This window comes from Leptospira mtsangambouensis, from assembly GCF_004770475.1.
In the GTDB taxonomy this organism is placed as follows: Bacteria; Spirochaetota; Leptospiria; order Leptospirales; family Leptospiraceae; genus Leptospira_A; species Leptospira_A mtsangambouensis.
In genome coordinates, this window is the sequence record NZ_RQHK01000006.1 from 36,056 (window position 1) to 53,973 (window position 17,918).

The 17,918-nt window shown below is 37.3% G+C and carries 13 protein-coding genes; 5 read left to right on the forward strand and 8 right to left on the reverse strand.

Annotated features, from left to right (window positions below):
* Nucleotides 1–5: 5 nt before the first annotated feature.
* From EHR01_RS09560 to EHR01_RS09580, 5 genes are read right to left on the reverse strand one after another with little or no spacing between them, the layout of a single operon-like run.
* Complete coding sequence (locus tag EHR01_RS09560) at nucleotides 6–632, reverse strand: Crp/Fnr family transcriptional regulator (RefSeq protein ID WP_135694568.1); 627 nt, start codon at nucleotides 630–632, stop codon at nucleotides 6–8.
* A gap of 12 nt (nucleotides 633–644) precedes the next feature.
* Nucleotides 645–2,642 carry a 7TM-DISM domain-containing protein gene (locus tag EHR01_RS09565; protein ID WP_135694569.1) on the reverse strand — a complete coding sequence of 666 codons (1,998 nt, stop codon included), beginning with the start codon at nucleotides 2,640–2,642 and terminating at the stop codon, nucleotides 645–647.
* Nucleotides 2,639–4,624: a sensor histidine kinase gene (locus EHR01_RS09570; RefSeq protein WP_135694570.1), complete on the reverse strand. Its 1,986-nt coding sequence runs from the start codon at nucleotides 4,622–4,624 to the stop codon at nucleotides 2,639–2,641. The genes EHR01_RS09565 and EHR01_RS09570 overlap by 4 nt, the downstream gene beginning before the upstream one ends.
* Nucleotides 4,621–5,544, reverse strand: a complete 924-nt coding sequence (fliH, locus tag EHR01_RS09575; protein ID WP_002973208.1) for a flagellar assembly protein FliH — start codon at nucleotides 5,542–5,544, stop codon at nucleotides 4,621–4,623. The genes EHR01_RS09570 and fliH overlap by 4 nt, the downstream gene beginning before the upstream one ends.
* Nucleotides 5,545–5,548: 4 nt before the next feature.
* Nucleotides 5,549–6,709: a FliG C-terminal domain-containing protein gene (locus EHR01_RS09580; RefSeq protein ID WP_135694571.1), complete on the reverse strand. Its 1,161-nt coding sequence runs from the start codon at nucleotides 6,707–6,709 to the stop codon at nucleotides 5,549–5,551.
* Between the two features lie 113 nt (nucleotides 6,710–6,822).
* Here EHR01_RS09580 and EHR01_RS09585 point away from each other — a divergent pair, with 113 nt between their 5' ends.
* The 5 genes from EHR01_RS09585 to gatB all read left to right on the forward strand — a co-directional run bounded on the left by EHR01_RS09585 (nucleotide 6,823) and on the right by gatB (nucleotide 15,448).
* Entirely contained in the window at nucleotides 6,823–8,937 is a 2,115-nt protein-coding gene (locus EHR01_RS09585) for an adenylate/guanylate cyclase domain-containing protein (RefSeq protein WP_135694572.1), read from the forward strand.
* The gene (locus tag EHR01_RS09590) at nucleotides 8,925–11,069 is read left to right on the forward strand and encodes an adenylate/guanylate cyclase domain-containing protein (protein WP_135694573.1); all 2,145 of its coding nucleotides are present in this window, start codon (nucleotides 8,925–8,927) and stop codon (nucleotides 11,067–11,069) included. The genes EHR01_RS09585 and EHR01_RS09590 overlap by 13 nt, the downstream gene beginning before the upstream one ends.
* Before the next feature lie 85 nt (nucleotides 11,070–11,154).
* Nucleotides 11,155–12,630, forward strand: coding sequence for an aldehyde dehydrogenase family protein (locus EHR01_RS09595; protein ID WP_135694574.1), 1,476 nt, complete (start codon nucleotides 11,155–11,157; stop codon nucleotides 12,628–12,630).
* A gap of 191 nt (nucleotides 12,631–12,821) precedes the next feature.
* Nucleotides 12,822–13,925 carry a bacteriohemerythrin gene (locus tag EHR01_RS09600; RefSeq protein WP_135694575.1) on the forward strand — a complete coding sequence of 368 codons (1,104 nt, stop codon included), beginning with the start codon at nucleotides 12,822–12,824 and terminating at the stop codon, nucleotides 13,923–13,925.
* A gap of 59 nt (nucleotides 13,926–13,984) precedes the next feature.
* A complete protein-coding gene (gene gatB / locus EHR01_RS09605) occupies nucleotides 13,985–15,448 on the forward strand; it encodes an Asp-tRNA(Asn)/Glu-tRNA(Gln) amidotransferase subunit GatB (protein WP_135694576.1) in 1,464 nt (487 codons plus the stop codon).
* Here gatB and EHR01_RS09610 read toward each other — a convergent pair.
* The 3 genes from EHR01_RS09610 to cobT are packed head-to-tail and all read right to left on the reverse strand — an operon-like array spanning nucleotide 15,445 to nucleotide 17,907.
* Nucleotides 15,445–16,038 carry a histidine phosphatase family protein gene (locus EHR01_RS09610; protein ID WP_135694577.1) on the reverse strand — a complete coding sequence of 198 codons (594 nt, stop codon included), beginning with the start codon at nucleotides 16,036–16,038 and terminating at the stop codon, nucleotides 15,445–15,447. The two genes, gatB and EHR01_RS09610, sit on opposite strands and share 4 nt — an antisense overlap.
* Entirely contained in the window at nucleotides 16,023–16,844 is an 822-nt protein-coding gene (locus tag EHR01_RS09615) for an adenosylcobinamide-GDP ribazoletransferase (RefSeq protein WP_135694578.1), read from the reverse strand. Before EHR01_RS09615 ends, EHR01_RS09610 begins: the two co-directional genes overlap by 16 nt.
* A 7-nt stretch (nucleotides 16,845–16,851) precedes the next feature.
* Nucleotides 16,852–17,907 (reverse strand): nicotinate-nucleotide--dimethylbenzimidazole phosphoribosyltransferase, encoded by a 1,056-nt coding sequence (gene cobT / locus EHR01_RS09620; RefSeq protein WP_135694579.1) that lies wholly within the window; start codon nucleotides 17,905–17,907, stop codon nucleotides 16,852–16,854.
* Nucleotides 17,908–17,918: the final 11 nt, after the last annotated feature.

Below are 17,918 nucleotides of genomic sequence, written 5' to 3' on the forward strand. Positions count from 1 at the left end.
AAGAACTATGCTAAAATTTTCAATAGTCCTTCTTTGTCGATAATGGAAATTTCTCCCTTTTGGGTATCGATAAGACCTTGTTCTTTTAATTGTTTGAGAATTCTTGAGAATGTTTCCGGCCTTAAATAAAGAAGAGAAGCCATTTGTGTTTGTTTTAATGCCAGAGAATCTGGTGTTCCGTAGAATAAAAAATGAGCTACCCTTTGCATTGCATCCATCGTAAGTCCGCGATTGATTGCTAAATTTAAGGTATCAATTTTATTCATCAATGAGTGCATTAGAATATGATTTAATTCGATATTTTTGTGAATGCGTGTTTGTACTTCTGAAAGAGGCATTCTTAAGATCGTGCTACTTTTCGTGAATCTGCCGGAAGCAGGATAAGGAATTCCTTGGATGACTGCCCACTCGGCAATGATACTTACAGGACGAAAGAATGTTAAGGTCACCTCATTCATATTCCCATCGTATTTAAATACCTGAAGGTCACCAGAAACAAGTAGGTCCATGTAAGCAACTGGATCGCCACCATGAAATAAAAATTCATCTTTTGAGAATGTTAGTTCCTGACAACCTTCAAAGGCCTTCCTTAATGATTCTGGATTTGGTTGTGTTAGATACTTTATGATCATGAATTTTCGATTTTATTTTTTCTTTTTAAAGTTTGGAATTTTTATTTCAGTTTCTTTTAAAAATTTCCAAATACGCTTTAAGGTAACTCTCCAATCTTCTTTTCCTGTTTTATTTGTAGTTGTTGGAGTAGATGTTTTTGATTCTTTGATTGGTTGTAATTCGGAGATAGGAACGATTGCAGCAATACCTAAATCGATTTTTAAATATTTCTTTTTGATGATTTTGAAATCAATTTTTGCACCTAACAAACGAACAATCTCCAGAATAATGGCCCATTTGACTTTTACGGGTGTCAGAGTATTATAGTTTTCTACCAAATCACTGAATAATCTTTGTGAAACTTTTGGATTACTATGAAACAATAAAAACCGGAAGTGAACATTTCCTTTCAAATCCTGTGTGATGATTAAATCATTATGATTGAATTCTTTGAAAGGAGGAAAGTCTACTAATCGGACAACAACTGAGTTGATTAAATCTAAACTGTTATGAATTTCTGTTTCTGGATTTACCTTAATCGAATAGGTAATGTCATCTTCTGGAATCACTTCGTTGATAAACGAAATGAAATTGACTTGTTCCTTGAAAGGAACTTCCTTTAAAACTTCCAAACGAGAAAGTTCAATGATATCGTCCATTACGTTGTCTATGGATGATTGGACCTCTATTACTTCTTTTACTAAGTTTTTATCCTTGGTTTTCTGAGTAGATTCGCGGAAAGAAATTAGTTTTTCTTTCATAGATTTCAGAGGACCTGAAATCATCGCATCCATATAATAAAATATCTTTTCTCGTAAAGAGTCTGCTTCTTTTAGTCTTTCATATCTGTTTTGAAGTTTGCGTTTCATCATTAAAAATTGAAATCGCAGGGCCAATGTCATGAGAACCAGATATACTAAAAAACTAGTTTCAAGAGAGGATGGTGAATTTAAATAACCTCTCTCAATTAAAATTTCTTTTAGAATTGAATATAATAAATATACGAGTGCAAGTAGGTGGATAGTCGATCCCCGCGCTTGGTCACGGAACTTTAAAAAAGTTACATAAATTGCATATCCAATCACCGCAAGTAAATGAATGTCCCAATATCCGATGAAGTTATACCAAAATACGGGATTGTGGATGATTGCAAATACTGCGATAAAGAAAAACTGAGTTAACAGATATAATCTTTGGTATTTAAAAGGTTTAAGCTCAAAGAAATCTTGAATGAATTTAATAAATCCATAAGGAAGGATTAGAAGAAATGAATATTCAATAAATTTTAATATTGCAAATTGATTGATCAAAAAGAATCGAACTTCGTTTTTTGATAACTCATAACCGGAGAAAATTAGCGCTAGAATACTGAAACTAAGGTATTCTTTTTTATCTCGAAGATTGAAGAAGTTTATAAAAAAGAATAATGCTATAAACAGATAAAATCCAACAAAAATCAATTCTACAAGCGAATCATATAAGTTGCCATTCAGCGCTTCTTCATAGGTAACGATACGAATTGGGCCGGTAATGATTCCAGCTGAAGTAGAAAGAGAAGAGTTAACTTTTACAATGAGAACATTCTCACCTTCTAACAATAAGTCATGGGGAATCGGATAAATTCTTGGTCTTCCAAAAGCAAATTCATCTGGATCCTTTCCGAATGCGGAATTATTTTTACCAATTAAAACACCATTAATAAAAACTTCATCCGATTGGTAGATTTTCCCAAGCTGTAGGGCTAAAGATTTTTGGTGTTGTTCAGTAGTGATTTCAAAGTTTTTTCTAACCCAAATGGAGCCGCGATAACTTTTGTTTATATTGCGGAAATTGCTGGGAACAGTTGTAATATCTAAGTTGTTAGCGTTAAATTCACTATTAAGGATATCAGGGTTGTCGTTAAAATAAATACCCCAATCATCACCATCTAATCTTAGTACAACGGTGTTTTCGTCTGTGAAACGTGCGCAGTTTGAAACAAATAAAAAGAAACTTAGAATAAAAATTCTATGTAAAATTGAAGATTTCATTTTTTAGGTTTCTCCGGGATCCGAATTGTGAATTTGGCTCCCATTCCTTCGCTTGACTTTAAACTTACGGTTCCACCTAGAAATTTTGTTGTAGCTTCTACGAGAGTTAAACCAATCCCTGCGCCAGGAATTTCATTCTTTTTGTCGCGATAACCGCGAACAAATTTTTGAAATATGGTTTCCATTTCCAATTGGCTAAGACCCATACCTTCATCCATAACGATCAATTGGTGGTAACCATCGCGATTGAAAAATTCAATACTAATGTCTGTTTTTTGATCGGTGTATTGGTAAGCATTTTCTACGAGGTTTCTCAATATGCAAAACAATAATTCCTTTGGAAAATATATCTCTAAATCATTCGGTTTTACTTCAATTGAGGTAGTTTTTCTATATTGTTCTAGATGGTTTTCAACACTAGATACACAATTCCTAATTAATTCTGTGACTGAAAATGTTTCATAAAATGGAATGTATGTTTTTTCCTCTAACTTTCTAAGAAGCATTGCTTCTTCTACCATATAACTCATGTAAGCAATATGGTCTTCAGCCTGTTTGATTGGATCTAGTTCTTGTTTTGATCCTGTTTTGCTTTTAGTTTTCTTTTTTGCAGCTTGTTTTGGGGAAACTTTTGTTTGTTCTTTTAAAGCTGTTTTGCCGTGACTTGTTGAGATATTGTCGATGGCTTTTTTAATTTTTTCCATTCCCGATTTGAATTCAGAGGATAAATTAATTAAAAAACCAGTTTTGACTCTTTCCATTTGGATGAGTTCTTTTTCTTGTTCGATAAAGTTCTCTAATCCTAAAACAATGTCGTTGGAAAGTTGGATAGATATCATTACCAAAAAGATCAAAAATCCTAAATACAAAGTTCCAGGCATAGAAATGATTTCTAAAGCCGAGAGACTATCGATTAAAATTGTAGGTAATATACATGCAATTCCGATGAGGATGTATTTTACCTTTGCTATGTTTGCTTTTCCATTCTTTACAAACAAATAAATCACAAGACCCATTGCCACTGGCAAAACATAATTAAAAAGTGCAATGACCAAAATCCAAGTTTTTGGAGTTCTAAAAAAAAGTGTAATTACGAATAATGCAAATAAGAAAACTTCATACACCAATAAAACTATGTTACGTTTCATTTTTAAATATTGGTGCATAAAGTTGATAAAAAATACAGGAAGGCAAATGAGGACTAATAGTTCCGCAACATAAGACCAAGTAAAACTATCAAATAAAATATCTCTGTGTTGGGTCCGGATTAAAACATATATTCCCATGAAAATGGAAAACAAAGCAAAGAAAAAGTTTTCACCAGCTCTCCCGCGGACAATGGAACCTACTAAAAAGTAGATTCCCATAAAGATAAATACATAACCGCAAACCATTGCAAACGCTTCTTTCGAAAAGACGGTTTCGCGTAACAGGCGTTCTTTTGCGATTGTTGGAGCTTCTTTCAGGCCATTCAGGTTTGTTGCCGCATAGATACGGATCGCCATAATGTTGAGGCCCGGTTTGAGAAGGTGAGTTGGCAGAGAGTATATTCTAATTTTTTGAAAGTCAACTTCTAGTTTGGGAAGAACGGTTCCTGTTTTATCGATTAGAGTTCCATTTAAATAAAACTCATCAATGTCTCGGATGCGACCAAGTTGGATAGCAATTGGTTCAACAGGAGTTGTATAATTGTCAGGTAAATAAAAGGAACACCGATACCAGTGATAGCCTGTTAGATTTTCTGTTTTTGAAATTCCATAATCAGGAACAGAACGTTTGACCCAGAAAGATTCTTCTACAGTTTCATCTCGCCAATCTAAGTTATCTCCTTTGCGAAATAACCAGTCAGTTTTTAAAACAACCGGTCTTTCGAATGAAGTGATCATGGTTCCACATGGTTCCGCCGCCAAACTAAAAACAGTTGGAAAAAGAACGAATGAGAACCCGAATACGAGTTGGTAGATACGGGTTTTCGAAATCATATCGGTTCTACGTTTCGAATTGCCTCTTCGATTTCTTTGAGCTGAGTAGAAATCCTTGCGTCAATTGCTCCCACATCTGTTTCGATGATCACTCCACCACGGTCTACACGTGAATCTTCGTAAATGTTTACTTTTCTGAGTGATTCCATCAGTTTGATGAGTTCGTCTTTGTGAGCAGTTGTAAGTTCCAAGTCAGCAAAGTTTACGCGAATGTCGATACGGTCACGATCTTTAATACGTTTCATTGCTTCGCGGATATTATTGAGTACAATTTCTTTACGCTCAATGATTTCGTCTTTGATTACTTTTCTTGCAATGACAAGAATCATTTCGACCATTTGTTTTTCAGATGCAGCAATCATTTCTTCGCGGATATCGATCGCCTTACCGATGATAGTTCCTAGTCGGTCAATGAGTCGTCTCACTTCCCCTTGGCCTTTTTTAAATCCTACTTCACGGCCAGCATCATAACCTTTTTGGTATGCTTCGTGTTCGATCTCAGCCTGTTTCATTTCGGCTTCTTTGATCATACGTTCGACTTCCATCTTAGCACGATCTAAGATTTGTTCCGCTTTGGCACGGCCGGAGTCTTCTTCTAGTTTGATTTTTTCTTTGGAGTCTTGAACCATTTGGAAGGCTTTGGTTCTACCTTCTTCTTCAATGGCCTTGGCTTGTTTTTTTGCGTCTTCTAATAATTGACGAACTTGTTCTTCCGTTTCTTGACGATACCTTTGGAGTTCCGCTTCGATCTCTTCAATCGATGGACCTTGATACTGTTCAATGATATTCCCTTCTTGGTCTATCTCGAAGTCTTCTTGTTCGTCGGTTTTATGAAATTTTTTGTACTTATCAGGAAGTTGAATCTCAACTTCTTCTTGTAAGTCGGCAATTTGGATTGGTTTAAAGACGAGTTTTGCCATATACTTACTTCAATCTCCAGAGTTTCACTTTGCCCTCATCCATTGCCTCTCGCAATCTATCTAAGATTCCCTTTTGGGCTTCTTCGATTTCTGCTAAAGAGACAGGACCTAACGAATCCCATTCGATCTTTATTTCTTTCACAAGCCAAGATTCCAAATTGGAATAAACTTGGTCGCGAAAATCCGTCTCCACTCCTTTCAAAGCACAAGCTATGACAAGAGGATGGATTTCAGAAAAGAACCGAGTGAGGCTCGTCCTTCCTAAATGAAGGAGGTCTTCCAAACGAAAGTAGTGTTCTACTATAGTTTCGGCATATTCTGGGCTTTTTTTCTGAATTCGTTCAATTAAATTTTGAGAAGGCAAAAAAGGAAGTCTAGTCAGAATTTCGCCGGCCGTTTTTGCCTTCCGGCTACGGATCTTCGAAACCGGCATTTTTTTCTCGATCAGTTCCATTTTGAACCGAAGAAACCGCTCTAATTGGTCCCTTTCTCTGTCCGAATGGTAGTCAATTTCGGAAAGAGCCAAAATGACATCTTCCCGATGGTTTTCTGGGTATTCGGATAGGACTTCAGAAGCCGTCTCCGGATCTGAAAAACTAAGAACCCTTGCTACAACCTCTGACGATTCGTCCATGGTCAGGTGGCGGAGCATTTCCAGAGAATATTTGGGAAGTTCCGGCCAAAGGGGTGCGTTCGACTTAGATTCTTCTTCTTTTAGGATTTCTTGGAGGAGAGAATACAATTCATTTGAATCTGGATCTTCGTTATGCGAGTATTTCCCATCAGTTCCCCCCAAATTTCGGGGATTATGTTCGCTATTCGTATAACCGCCATCAACTAAAGGGGAATTTCCGAACTTAGGGCCAATTTTCTCCTTCTTTTCCGGAGAATTATCGTCGTTCGCATATTTCCCCATGGATTTGGTGGGGTACCCATGATTTGTATTTTTTCCCTTTGTTTGTTTCTGGTTTTTTTGAAGGAATTGGGTAAAGGAAAGGAGGATGTCTTTTTCTTGGCCTCGGGTTGGGGAAGGGTTGGTCTCCACCTTGATGAGGAGTGATTCGATTTCATCATCACTCAAATGGGCGAACACTTCATCCGGTAAATAGCGGCCGAGGATTTGGTAGGCAAGGGCGGCTTTGTTGGATCCGGATGGAGTTTTCATTTAGGTGACATAATAACTGAATGGGACAGTCGTACAAACCAAAAAATATTATTTTTTTTAATTCGAAAACTTCCTTTCCAAATTCTTGTCCTCCAAGTCTCTGAAGGTTAGGGATGACCCGCCATACAATAATCTATCTTTCCATTGCGCTTTTGTCAACGGCCTGTCGTATGGTGGCTCCTTCGCCGAAAATTCAATCGGGTGAATTGGATTTAAGAAATGTTTCATTTGAATCAGGAGTCGCGATCGCACTTCACGGAGACTGGAAATTTTATCCAGGACAATTCAATGTTCCTGAAGGTGCTCCTTCCTCAATTTACCTTCCCGTTCCAGCTCTTTGGAACCAAGTTCCTTTGCATTCGGAGATCAAGGATGGGAAGGGATATGGCACCTATGTGTTGGACATTCATCTTCCCAAAGAAAATCAAATTTATTCGGTTTATTTGCCTGAGGTTCGCACTTCATTTCGGTTATTGGCAGGTAACAGAAGTTTGGTGTCGGGAGTCCCTGGCAAAACAAAAGAAACAACCATTCCAAGTGCCCAAGGGCAAAGTTTTACTATTGGTGCAGAAGATCATCTTCAGATTCGAATTGAAGTCAGTAATTTCCATCACAAAGAAGGTGGCCTCCCCAATGCACCAATCTTCGGCCTTGCAGAAAGTGTTCAAAATTATATTCTAGCACAAAGTACGATTGATTTGGCGTTAACAGGCGCTATATTTATGTTTGGTTTGTATCATTTTATTTTATTTTTCTATCGAAACAAACAAAGAGAAGCATTTTACTTTGGATTCTTCTGTTTAGTTTTTGCTGCAAGAATTCCTTTTATTGGTAGTAAAACAATTTATGCTGTATTCCCAAATATTCCCTGGGAACTAGTGATTTATGTTGACTATGCATCTGTATTTGTTTTAGGAATTTTATTTTTGTGGTTTGTTGATGGACTTTTCCCTAGATTTATCGATACAAAGTTGATTCTTTATTTCAGTGCTTACGTACAGTTTATGTTAGTCTATGGTTTAATCATTAAACCGGAAGTTTATACTCAGTTTGAACTTGTCTTTCAGGTATTAGGACTTGTTTATGCTCTGTTTTTAGGAATTCGATTGTACCAAATGATGGTAAGAGGGTTGCCTGAATCAGGAATTTTCTTTTTAGGATATTTGGTGCTGTTTGTTGGGTTCGTTTATGATGTTTTTCTTGCTTATCGTGGGGAAGGAGAATCAACACTATCTCAAATTGCTGTATTTTTATTTTTTGGTGTTCAATCCACGATTGTTACACTTCGTACGGCAAGAAACTTCCATAAAAAAGTATTATTAAAAGAAGAATTCGAAACTATTAATGAACAGTTTATCTTAACAAATCGACTTTATGCAAAATTTATTCCTCGTGACTTTTTGACTCATTTGGGAAAGGAAAGTATCGAGGAAGTTCAGTTAGGTGATAGTAGCGAAAGGGAAATGACCATTTTGTTCGCAGACATTTGGGAGTTTTGGGATATCATATATTCCATTTCACTTGAAAACCGAATGTTATTTACAAATTCTTATTTAGGTAGGATTGGACCTTGCGTTCGTAAAAACAATGGATTTATCGATAAGTATATTGGAAGTGCGATTATGGCATTGTTTGATGGCGGGATTCAAGATTCCATCAAAGCAGCAGAAGACATCCAATGGGAATTAGAAAAATACAATGAACGTAGGCGTTCGTTGGGATATTTACCACTTCATGCAGGGATAGGAATTCATTCTGGTGACACCATGCTTGGGATTTTGGGGGAAGAGAAAAGATTTGAGTCGACTGTTATTTCTGACACAGTTAATCTTGCGAGTCGCATTCAAGGTTTAACAAAAAAATACGGTGCAAGAATTCTTGTAAGTTTAACTTCACTTATGATGCATGAAGATTTAGATACAATTCCTTATCGAATTTTGGATTTTGTTCGGGTCAAAGGAAAACAAGAATCTGTAATGATAGCAGAGGTATTAATTTCGGGCATCGATGATATCTCTAATAAAAAAATTGAAAATAAAGAAAGATTTGAAGCAGCAATTTTTGATTATGAACGTGCCGAATTTGTTTCAGCATTAGAAGGATTTCGCGAGGTGTTTGCAAACAATCCAGAAGATTTGGCAGCACAGATTTATATTGAAAGATGTGAATACTACCAAGCAGCAGGTGTCGGTGAAGATTGGGAAGGGATTTCCGAATGGGAAAAATAAAAAAACAAATCCAAATCCTTTTTGTATTTTTTATACCAGTCGTTTTGTTATCCTCTTGCCATTTTGGATCTTCGCAAGAAGCACAAAAAGGATATTTGGAACTTCCTCTTGAAGCAATTAAGAACAACCAAAAACTTTCAACTGGTGGTGAATGGGAATTTTATTGGGGAGAGATTTTTGGGGAAAGTTTATTTGAAAAAATAAAAGAAACTAATAAAACCTATGTGAAAGTTCCCTCGTCTTGGAATTCCTATAGACCAGAAGGTGAAGGCGGAGATGGTTATGCAGTATTTCGCCTAACACTAAAAGTTCCCGATCCCAACATTCGATATTACCTTCGGGTGCAACCTGCGACTAGTTCTTATGAGTTATATGTCAATCGGCAAAAAATTGCAAGTTCAGGAAAGGTGGGAACTGACGAGTTAAGTGCGGTTCCAAAATACCAAATCCAATATGTATCTTTTCAACCAGAAGGTTTTGAACAAGAAATACTTTATGTGGTGAGTAATTTTCATCATGCGCGTGGTGGATATAGAAAACCAATTGAAATTGGGACAAAGGAAGTCATTCAAAATCAGTCGCTTATTTATTCTGCAGGAGAGGTTTTTGTTTTTGGTGCGATGTTAACGATGGCATTATACCAGCTAACAGTGTTTTTGTTTAGAAGAGAGGAAAAAAGTTCTCTATACTTTGCGTTGTTTTGTTCGTTTACTGGCCTTCGTTTAGTAGTTCTTGATAACTATTATATTGTTTATGCAATTCCTGATTTTTCTTGGCATTGGATGCAGGTTTTGGATTATACTTCTGCTCCTCTTCTTGTATGTTTTTTCTTAGGTTATCTAAAGAGTTTGTTCCCTGGTAGATCCGAAGTGCCAAAGTGGATGTTGTATTCTTGTTGGAGTATCACGGCTTGTTTTGTTTCTTTTGTTGTGTTAACAGATGCTAAACTATTTACAAAAACCAATATTTTTTCGCAAGTATTAATCCTGTTTTTTAGTATTTGTTCTTTTTATGTAATTTTGAAGATTTATAAACAGAGAAAAAAAGATAGTAGTTTGGTATTTTATGGATCATTACTACTTATGATTGGTTCAACACATGATTTGATGGCAGGGAATTACTGGTTTCAGTCTCAACCATTGATGCCATTTTCATTGTTTGTTTTCTTTTTATTTCAGAGCATTCTCCTTGCGAGAAGAAATGCTAGGTTTTATTCTTCAATGGATACTTTGACAACAGAATTGATTGAAGTCAATAATCGTCTTGAAGCATCAAACAAGGTGTATGCGAAATTTGTTCCCTTGCGACTCATTCAATTGTTTTCAAAGGTTTCTAATTCAAGAGTCAAACGCGGGGATTTTATCGTAAAACAAATGTCAGTATTATCTTCTGACATTCGAAATTTTACCGCAATTTCAGAATCTTTGAGTCCAGAAGAGACATTTTTATTTCTCAACGATTATTTGAGACAAGTGGGGCCAACCATTCGCTCCCATAACGGGTTTATTGAGAAGTATGTTGGGGATGCTATTTTTGCTTTGTTTGAAAGAAAACCAGAAGATGCCTTGTCTGCTGCAATTGAAATGCACAAAACAGTTGCAAAGTGGAATAACGAATCAATGTCTCATCGTGTTTCTGGCATACAAATTGGAGTTGGGATACATTTTGGTGAATTGATGCTCGGTATTATTGGTGAAGAACAAAGAATCGAGTCTGCTGTATTATCAGACTCCATGGGTGTTGCCAATTCTTTGGAATCAATGACCAAAAAATATGGGGCAAAAATCATTATTAGTTTGGATGCACTTCTTGAGTTAGAACATCCTGATTCCTACCCACATCGATTATTGGATTTTTTGAAAATACCAGCCAAACAAAAGTTAATTGGGATTGCGCAAGTATTGGTGGAAGGTGTGGAAGAATCTTTCGGATTGAAGTTAAAAACGAAAGATCAGTTTGAGGACAGTGTTAATTTGTTTTGGGATGGGGAATTTGAAAAAGCTGGGAAAGGGTTTCGGGAAGTTTGTGATATCGATCCTTCTGACAAAGCTGCCAAATTATACTTAGAAAGAACAGAAATCTATGCACAAAACGGTCCTCCCCCAGGGTTTGGAAAAGGGTTTTTGGCATAAAAAAGACATAGATTCGCCCCGGTTTCCGAAAAAGTTCTTGAACTTCCTCTCTAAATGAACGAGAGTCAGTAATACGGAGATTCCCATGACCCAAGCCACTCTCACTCAAACCTCAAATTCTGGAAAGGCTGTGATCCAAACAAAAAGTTTTACTCCCTCTGACATTGATCGTATTTTCCAAGCACAAAAGAAAAAGACTTTGGAACTTCGTTTGTCCAATTTCAAAACTCGGATCCTTAAATTAAAAAAATTAAAAAACGCAGTCCTTAAATACCAAAAAGAAATCCAAATCGCTCTCCATTCCGATTTTAGAAAATCTGCCGGAGAAGTGGACATCACTGAAATTTTACCTACCATTGCAGAAATCAATGATGCCATCCGCCATGTAAAACATTGGATGCGCCCAAAAAACGTAATGACTCCGCCAACTTTACTTGGTGCCACAAGTCGTATCGTTTATGAACCAAAGGGAGTTTGTCTTATCATTGCTCCTTGGAATTATCCGTTCCATCTTGCGATTGCACCTCTCGCAGCAGCGATTGCAGCTGGAAACACAATCATGTTGAAACCTTCTGAATTTACACCACATACTGCGGATGTCATCAAAGCAATGTTAAGTGAAATATTTGCAGAAGATGAAGTGGCCGTTTTTGAAGGTGATGTTGCAGTTGCAACTGCTTTACTCGAAGTGCCTTTTGACCATATCTTTTTTACTGGTTCCACGCCAGTTGGTAAAATTGTAATGGCAGCTGCTGCAAAACACTTAACCAGCGTAACTCTTGAGTTAGGTGGTAAATCTCCTTCGATTGTTGCAGAAGACGCTGATTTAAAAGTTGCTGCAGAAAGAATTATGTGGGGAAAATTTTTAAACGCAGGCCAAACTTGTGTGGCTCCGGATTACCTTTTGATCCCTGAATCGAAAGTGGAAGAGTTTGTTAAAAATGCAAAAGAAACCACAGAAAGTTTCTTTAAATCCAAACCAGAAAATTTTACAGCAAGCCCTGACTTTTGCCGTATTGTGAATGCAAAAAACTTTGGTAGAGTATCCTCTTATGTAGATGATGCAGTCAAAAAAGGGGCAAAAATTGCTTATGGCGGAGAAGTAAGAAGTTCGGATAATTTTATTTCACCAACCATCCTCACGAATGTCTCTTTAGATGCTCGTATTATGGAAGATGAAATTTTTGGACCACTTTTACCAATCATCACTTACAAAACTTTGGACGAAGCCATCCATATCATCAATGAAAGACCAAAACCACTTGCATTGTATATTTTTACTAAAAAAAGAAGTACATCCAAGTATGTTCTTAAAAGAACAAGTTCAGGTGGAGCTGTAATCAACGATGTGATCCTTCATCTCGTGAATTCAAACCTTCCATTTGGTGGTGTGAACCATTCTGGACATGGTAGTTACCATGGACAATTTGGGTTTAAAACTTTTTCACACGAAAGATCAGTTTTACAAACTCCTAAGGCATCCATTGCAAAGTTGATGTATCCACCTTACTCTGGTTTTGTGAGACTAATGGTGAAGTTAACAACTAAATTTTTCGTTTAGTCTAATTTCGCTGAATGAAGATACACTCCTGGGATAAGTTCGGGAGTGTATCGATTGAATTTGCTACAAAATTGATCACAATTTACATGGTATGATCAATATACACTTTTTTTCGAAACTACTGATAAATATCAATTCCTCAAATGATTCTAAATCCGTGACACCAAGGGAGTGAATATTTCTGTGGAACAATGCAGAAGGATTTTTCCGCGCATTTAGATTCCTTAAGAATCACTTGGTTAAGTGAGCCTTTCCATCTTGGAATTCCTATCATCGATCTACAACATGTGTGGTTGGTTCATATCATTCTAGAGTTAGAAGAAACCATTGTTGAATCTGAAAAAGATGGATCTGAAGTGGATGTTCATTCTTCCTTTCGAAAGGCTTTGGATTATGTTTCGGAACACTTTGCCTTAGAAGAAGATATTCTCGAACATTTTAACTATCCAGAATTTTCTGAACATGTTAGTAGCCATAGAAAATTTGTAGAACGGTTAACTGAAAAATATTACGAAGCAAAAAATAATCAAATGGCCGCTTTAGGCATTTTGCAAATTTTAAAAAAATGGCTGTTTCAACATATCTTACATGATGATACCGATTATGCTGATTTTTTCAAAGCAAGTGCAGTTGATTTAAAAACTTACTGTAATGAAATTCTAAAATCAGGTAAATATCCAATTTCGAAAGAACAACTTTTAATTTATCAAAATATTGTTCAGGTGGATACAACCCATATCACACTTCATGAACAATCCATTGATATTATCCAGGAAATAAGAAATATCTGGAAAACATATAATTTAGCCACTGGAATTCCTATTATCGATTTACAACACATTTGGCTTTTAAAGATGATTGTTGAGTTAGACAACTCGTTAAAGTTAGGTGATGGTTCGAGTGATACGTTTCAAAGGGTCATAACTTCCGCTATTGAATACACAAAGGACCATTTCGGTGTGGAAGATAAAATTATGAGATACTTTCGATATACGGATGTAGTCCAACATATGAATCAACATAAACGATTCATTGACTTTATCAAAACAAGAAACGATGAATTTAAGTTGGGGCATCCTCGAGCAGGTCTTCATTTGGTCCAAGACCTTAGAAATTGGCTTTTGTCTCACATTGCCCTTGAGGATAAAAAAATTGGGATCGCCTTTGAATCTCGAGTGCGAGAACTTTCCGAGTTTACGAAAAAACTGCACCAAACTGGGGAAATTAGCATCTCTCGGGAACAAAAAAACCTATATAAACTGGTGATGCAATCTGCCCCAGACCCTCTGGATTGATTTCGCCCGGAAATTGAATTGCCAGTCTGATTTTCCGGGAAAATCCTGTTTCCAAACCCATGGAATACGAAGTCATCATCGGTCTGGAAGTCCACGTCCAGCTCAATACTCTATCAAAAATTTTTTCCACCGCCACAAACGAATTTGGCGGTAGCCCAAACACTCATATCTCCACACTTTGTGTCGCTCTTCCTGGCACATTGCCAGTGTTAAACGAAGTGGTTTTGGAAAAGGCGGTTCGTGCTGGTGTGGCACTTGGATGTGAAATCACAAGATTCACAAAATTTGATCGTAAAAATTATTTTTACCCTGATTTGCCAAAAGGTTACCAAATTTCCCAGTTTGATAAACCCTATGCCACCCAAGGGGGAATCCATATCAAATTAAAAGGGGAGACGGAAGCGAAATTCATTCCCCTAACAAGGATTCATATGGAAGAGGATGCTGGAAAATTAATTCACTCCCATGATCCTTCTATCAATCGTTCTTATGTGGATTACAACCGTGCTGGAACTCCTTTGATTGAAATCGTGTCAGAACCGGATCTGCGTTCTTCTGATGAAGCTTATGTATATTTGAATGAACTCAAAACAATCTTAAGATACATTCAAGTTTCAGATTGTAATATGGAAGAAGGTTCGCTTCGTTGTGATGCAAACGTCTCCATTCGACCTAAGGGAGAAAAAGGATTTCGTACTCGTGTAGAAATTAAAAACCTAAACTCTTTTAAGGCCGTAAAACAAGCGATAGACTATGAGGTAGAATGGCAAAAGGATATGTATTCTCGTGGAGAAACTTTCCGCCAAATGACAAAACTTTGGGATGCCACCTTACTCAAAACCATTCCGATGCGTTCTAAAGAGATGAGTCATGATTATCGTTACTTCCCTGAACCAGATCTTCCTACCATTCAAATTTCTGATTCGTTTATTGAAGACATCCGTAAAACTTTACCAGAACTTCCTAAACAAAAAAAAGAAAGATACAAAACGGAACTTGGTCTTCCTGATTACGATGCAGAAGTACTCACCAGCGAACGCGAGATAGCTGAATATTTTGAAGAAGCTCTACTCGTGTCTGGGGACGCCAAAAAAACATCTAACTGGGTAAAAGATGAGATTCTTGGTATCGTCAACAAAGAAAACATTTCCATCCAAGAATTTGCGATCGATCCATTGCGTATTGGTAAACTTGTAAAACTCATCAACTCCGGTGAGATCACAGGAAAAATTGCAAAAACTATCTTTGAAGATATGTTAACCTCCAAGGATCAACCGGAAACGATTGTCGAAGCGAAAGGTTTGAAAGTAGTTCGTGATGACAAAGCACTGGAAGAAATTGTCATTCGTGTGATTGAATCTCAACCTGAATCAGTGGAAGGTTGGAAAAACGGAAAAGATCGTGTGCTCGGTGCCATCGTTGGTGGTGTGATGAAAGAAACCAAAGGTAAGGCTGATCCGAAACTTGTGAACGAATTGATCCTAGCAAAACTAGGACCACTTGGTGAAAAAAAGAAGGTTTAACTAATCTCTAATTTGTGGACAGATCCAAAGTCCACAGGTGATTTGAAGGCTTCTTCATACGGGGTCCCATATTGTTTGCATAAAGCGGCGCGAATGGGACCTGAGTGGCAAACAACGATCAGTGCATTTAAGGATTTGTTATTTGTTTTTTCCCAATGATTCCTTAAATTTCCACCTTCTCTCCAATCATTGATAAAAGAATCCATTCGTAAGATAAGATCAGTAAAGGCTTCTCCTCCTGGAGTATTTGCATTTACGAAGTCTTTCATCCATGGGATGGTTTCTTTTCTTGGGATTTCTTCCCAAAGTTTTCCATCCCAGTCTCCGAAGTTCATTTCCCACAAACGTTCGTCAGTTGGTATTTTGGAATGTTCCACTTGTGTTCGATTGTATTTGGTTAATAAAGCAGAAGAAAGTTTTAATGCTCTTGGCGCAGGACTCGAAAGAAAAAAATCAAATCTAGCAGGCAAATGTGGAAAGGTAGAGTCGGCCGTATCTTCCACAGGGTATTTGAGAGGGAAGTCAGTGCGGCCATAACAAGTTCCTTTGGGTGCGATGGTTTCCGGATGGCGAATTAAATATAGGTCCAAATCAATACTCCCGAAACCCAAAGACAAGTTTCTGCTACTTGTTGGACTGCTCCCAAACAATCTCCGGTAAATCCACCAATCCAACGTTTCATTAATGTATACATATAATACAAACTAGGAAGGATCAAAACCAAACTCAGTGAAAATTTGGGATGAAGGTTAACTAGAAAAATATAGGGAAGAAGACCTGCAAGGCTTGCAAATAAAGTTTGAGGCCAGGTAATTTCCTTGGCCATTGGTTTTGCATACCCTTCTTCTTTGGCATAAGGTAACAATTTCATCATCAGAACTGAAAAAAAACGACTCAAACTATGTGCTGTCACAAAATATAGATAAACGGATATTAGTTGGTATGTCCTTTCAATAGAAAAAAGATTCCAACTAAATCCTGTCGTTTTCAGTGATTCGGATGCACCTAAGATTTTAAGTAAAAGTAAAAGAGAAATTCCTGCTGCACCAAAACTCCCGACGCGACTATCTTTCATGATTCTCAGGATATCTTCTCGTTTCCATCCGCCGCCGATTCCATCACAAAAATCAGAAAATCCATCTTCATGAAATGCCCCAGTTAAGATTAACAAAAATCCAACGGAGATCACAAATGCGATCGCGGGTCCCAAAAACATTTGAAAAACAGTAAAGATAATCCACTGTAAGGTTCCGAGCAGGATACCCACAAAAGGAGAATATTTAATCGATTTGTGTAACCATTCTTCTTGGAACCCAATCCAGCGGGGTGCAGGAATCCGAGAAAGAAAAGATAAACAAACAAAGAATAGGCGAATCTCTGAAACAATCCAATTCATATTACGTTTATTTAGAATCCGTATTACTTACACCAGCATCAGCAAAGGATGCCATTTCATTCAAAAATTTGACACTCAGTTCAATTAGTGGATAAGCAGCCAAAGCACCACTTCCCTCTCCTAAACGAAGGTTGAGTCGAAGGAGAGGTTTTATTTTCCAATGTTCTAAAACAATTGTATGACCTTCTTCTTCCGACAAATGCGAAAAAATCGCATAAGATTTTACTGTCGGATTGAGTGCAAAGGCGATTGCGAAGGCTGCAGTGGAAATGAATCCATCCACTACAAATGTTTTTCTTTGTGCTGCGGCTCCAATCATTGCTCCAGCCATCATTCCAATTTCGAATCCGCCAAATTCAGAAAGTATTTCGATAGGATCTTTTAGTTTTCCTGTTCTTTGGTATGCTTCTGTAAGGATTTTGAATTTGTTTTCTTTTCCGCTATTATTGAGACCTGTTCCCCTTCCAACAAGTTTTCTAAGTGGAATGTCTGTTAGATGAGATAGAATAAGAGATGCTGCAGATGTATTCCCAATTCCCATTTCACCAAATAAAAATATATTGGTGGATTCATATTGTTTTTCTGAGAGAAGTTCGATACCGCTTAATATGGTTTCTTTTGCCTCTTCCATCGACATTGCTTCTTGTTTTAAAAAATTGGAAGTCCCTTTTCTGATCTTTCTTTGGATGAGTTTCGGAGTATTCTCTTCCCAATCATGGTCTACTCCTGCATCAACCACTTCCACGTCGATATGACTGTGTTTGGCGAAGACGTTGGCGCAAGCTCCACCTGATAAAAAGTTTAGAACCATCTGCCATGTGACATCTTTTGGATACAAAGAAACTGGTTCTTCCGTAATCCCATGGTCACCTGCAAACAGAATGAGTTTGGGGTTTTTTAACTCAGGGGATAATGTATTTTGGATTTCTGCTAGTAACATGGCCAGGGTTTCCAAATCACCAAGGGAACCCAAGGGTTTGGTTTTATTGTCTATTTTACTGCGGATGGAAGTTCGCAAAACATCAGTTACGGGAGAAATGGAGGGTAGGGAAAATGGTGACATAAACAAAACCA

Bases quoted from the DNA above. Each gene is read 5' to 3' on its own strand.
- EHR01_RS09595 (WP_135694574.1), top strand. From the start codon at position 11,155: ATGACCCAAGCCACTCTCACTCAAACCTCAAATTCTGGAAAGGCTGTG.
- EHR01_RS09590 (WP_135694573.1), top strand. From the start codon at position 8,925: ATGGGAAAAATAAAAAAACAAATCCAAATCCTTTTTGTATTTTTTATA.
- cobT (WP_135694579.1), bottom strand. From the start codon at position 17,907: ATGTCACCATTTTCCCTACCCTCCATTTCTCCCGTAACTGATGTTTTG.
- fliH (WP_002973208.1), bottom strand. From the start codon at position 5,544: ATGGCAAAACTCGTCTTTAAACCAATCCAAATTGCCGACTTACAAGAA.
- EHR01_RS09560 (WP_135694568.1), bottom strand. From the start codon at position 632: ATGATCATAAAGTATCTAACACAACCAAATCCAGAATCATTAAGGAAG.
- EHR01_RS09600 (WP_135694575.1), top strand. From the start codon at position 12,822: ATGCAGAAGGATTTTTCCGCGCATTTAGATTCCTTAAGAATCACTTGG.
- EHR01_RS09570 (WP_135694570.1), bottom strand. From the start codon at position 4,624: ATGATTTCGAAAACCCGTATCTACCAACTCGTATTCGGGTTCTCATTC.
- EHR01_RS09565 (WP_135694569.1), bottom strand. From the start codon at position 2,642: ATGAAATCTTCAATTTTACATAGAATTTTTATTCTAAGTTTCTTTTTA.
- EHR01_RS09580 (WP_135694571.1), bottom strand. From the start codon at position 6,709: ATGAAAACTCCATCCGGATCCAACAAAGCCGCCCTTGCCTACCAAATC.
- EHR01_RS09615 (WP_135694578.1), bottom strand. From the start codon at position 16,844: ATGAATTGGATTGTTTCAGAGATTCGCCTATTCTTTGTTTGTTTATCT.
- gatB (WP_135694576.1), top strand. From the start codon at position 13,985: ATGGAATACGAAGTCATCATCGGTCTGGAAGTCCACGTCCAGCTCAAT.
- EHR01_RS09585 (WP_135694572.1), top strand. From the start codon at position 6,823: ATGACCCGCCATACAATAATCTATCTTTCCATTGCGCTTTTGTCAACG.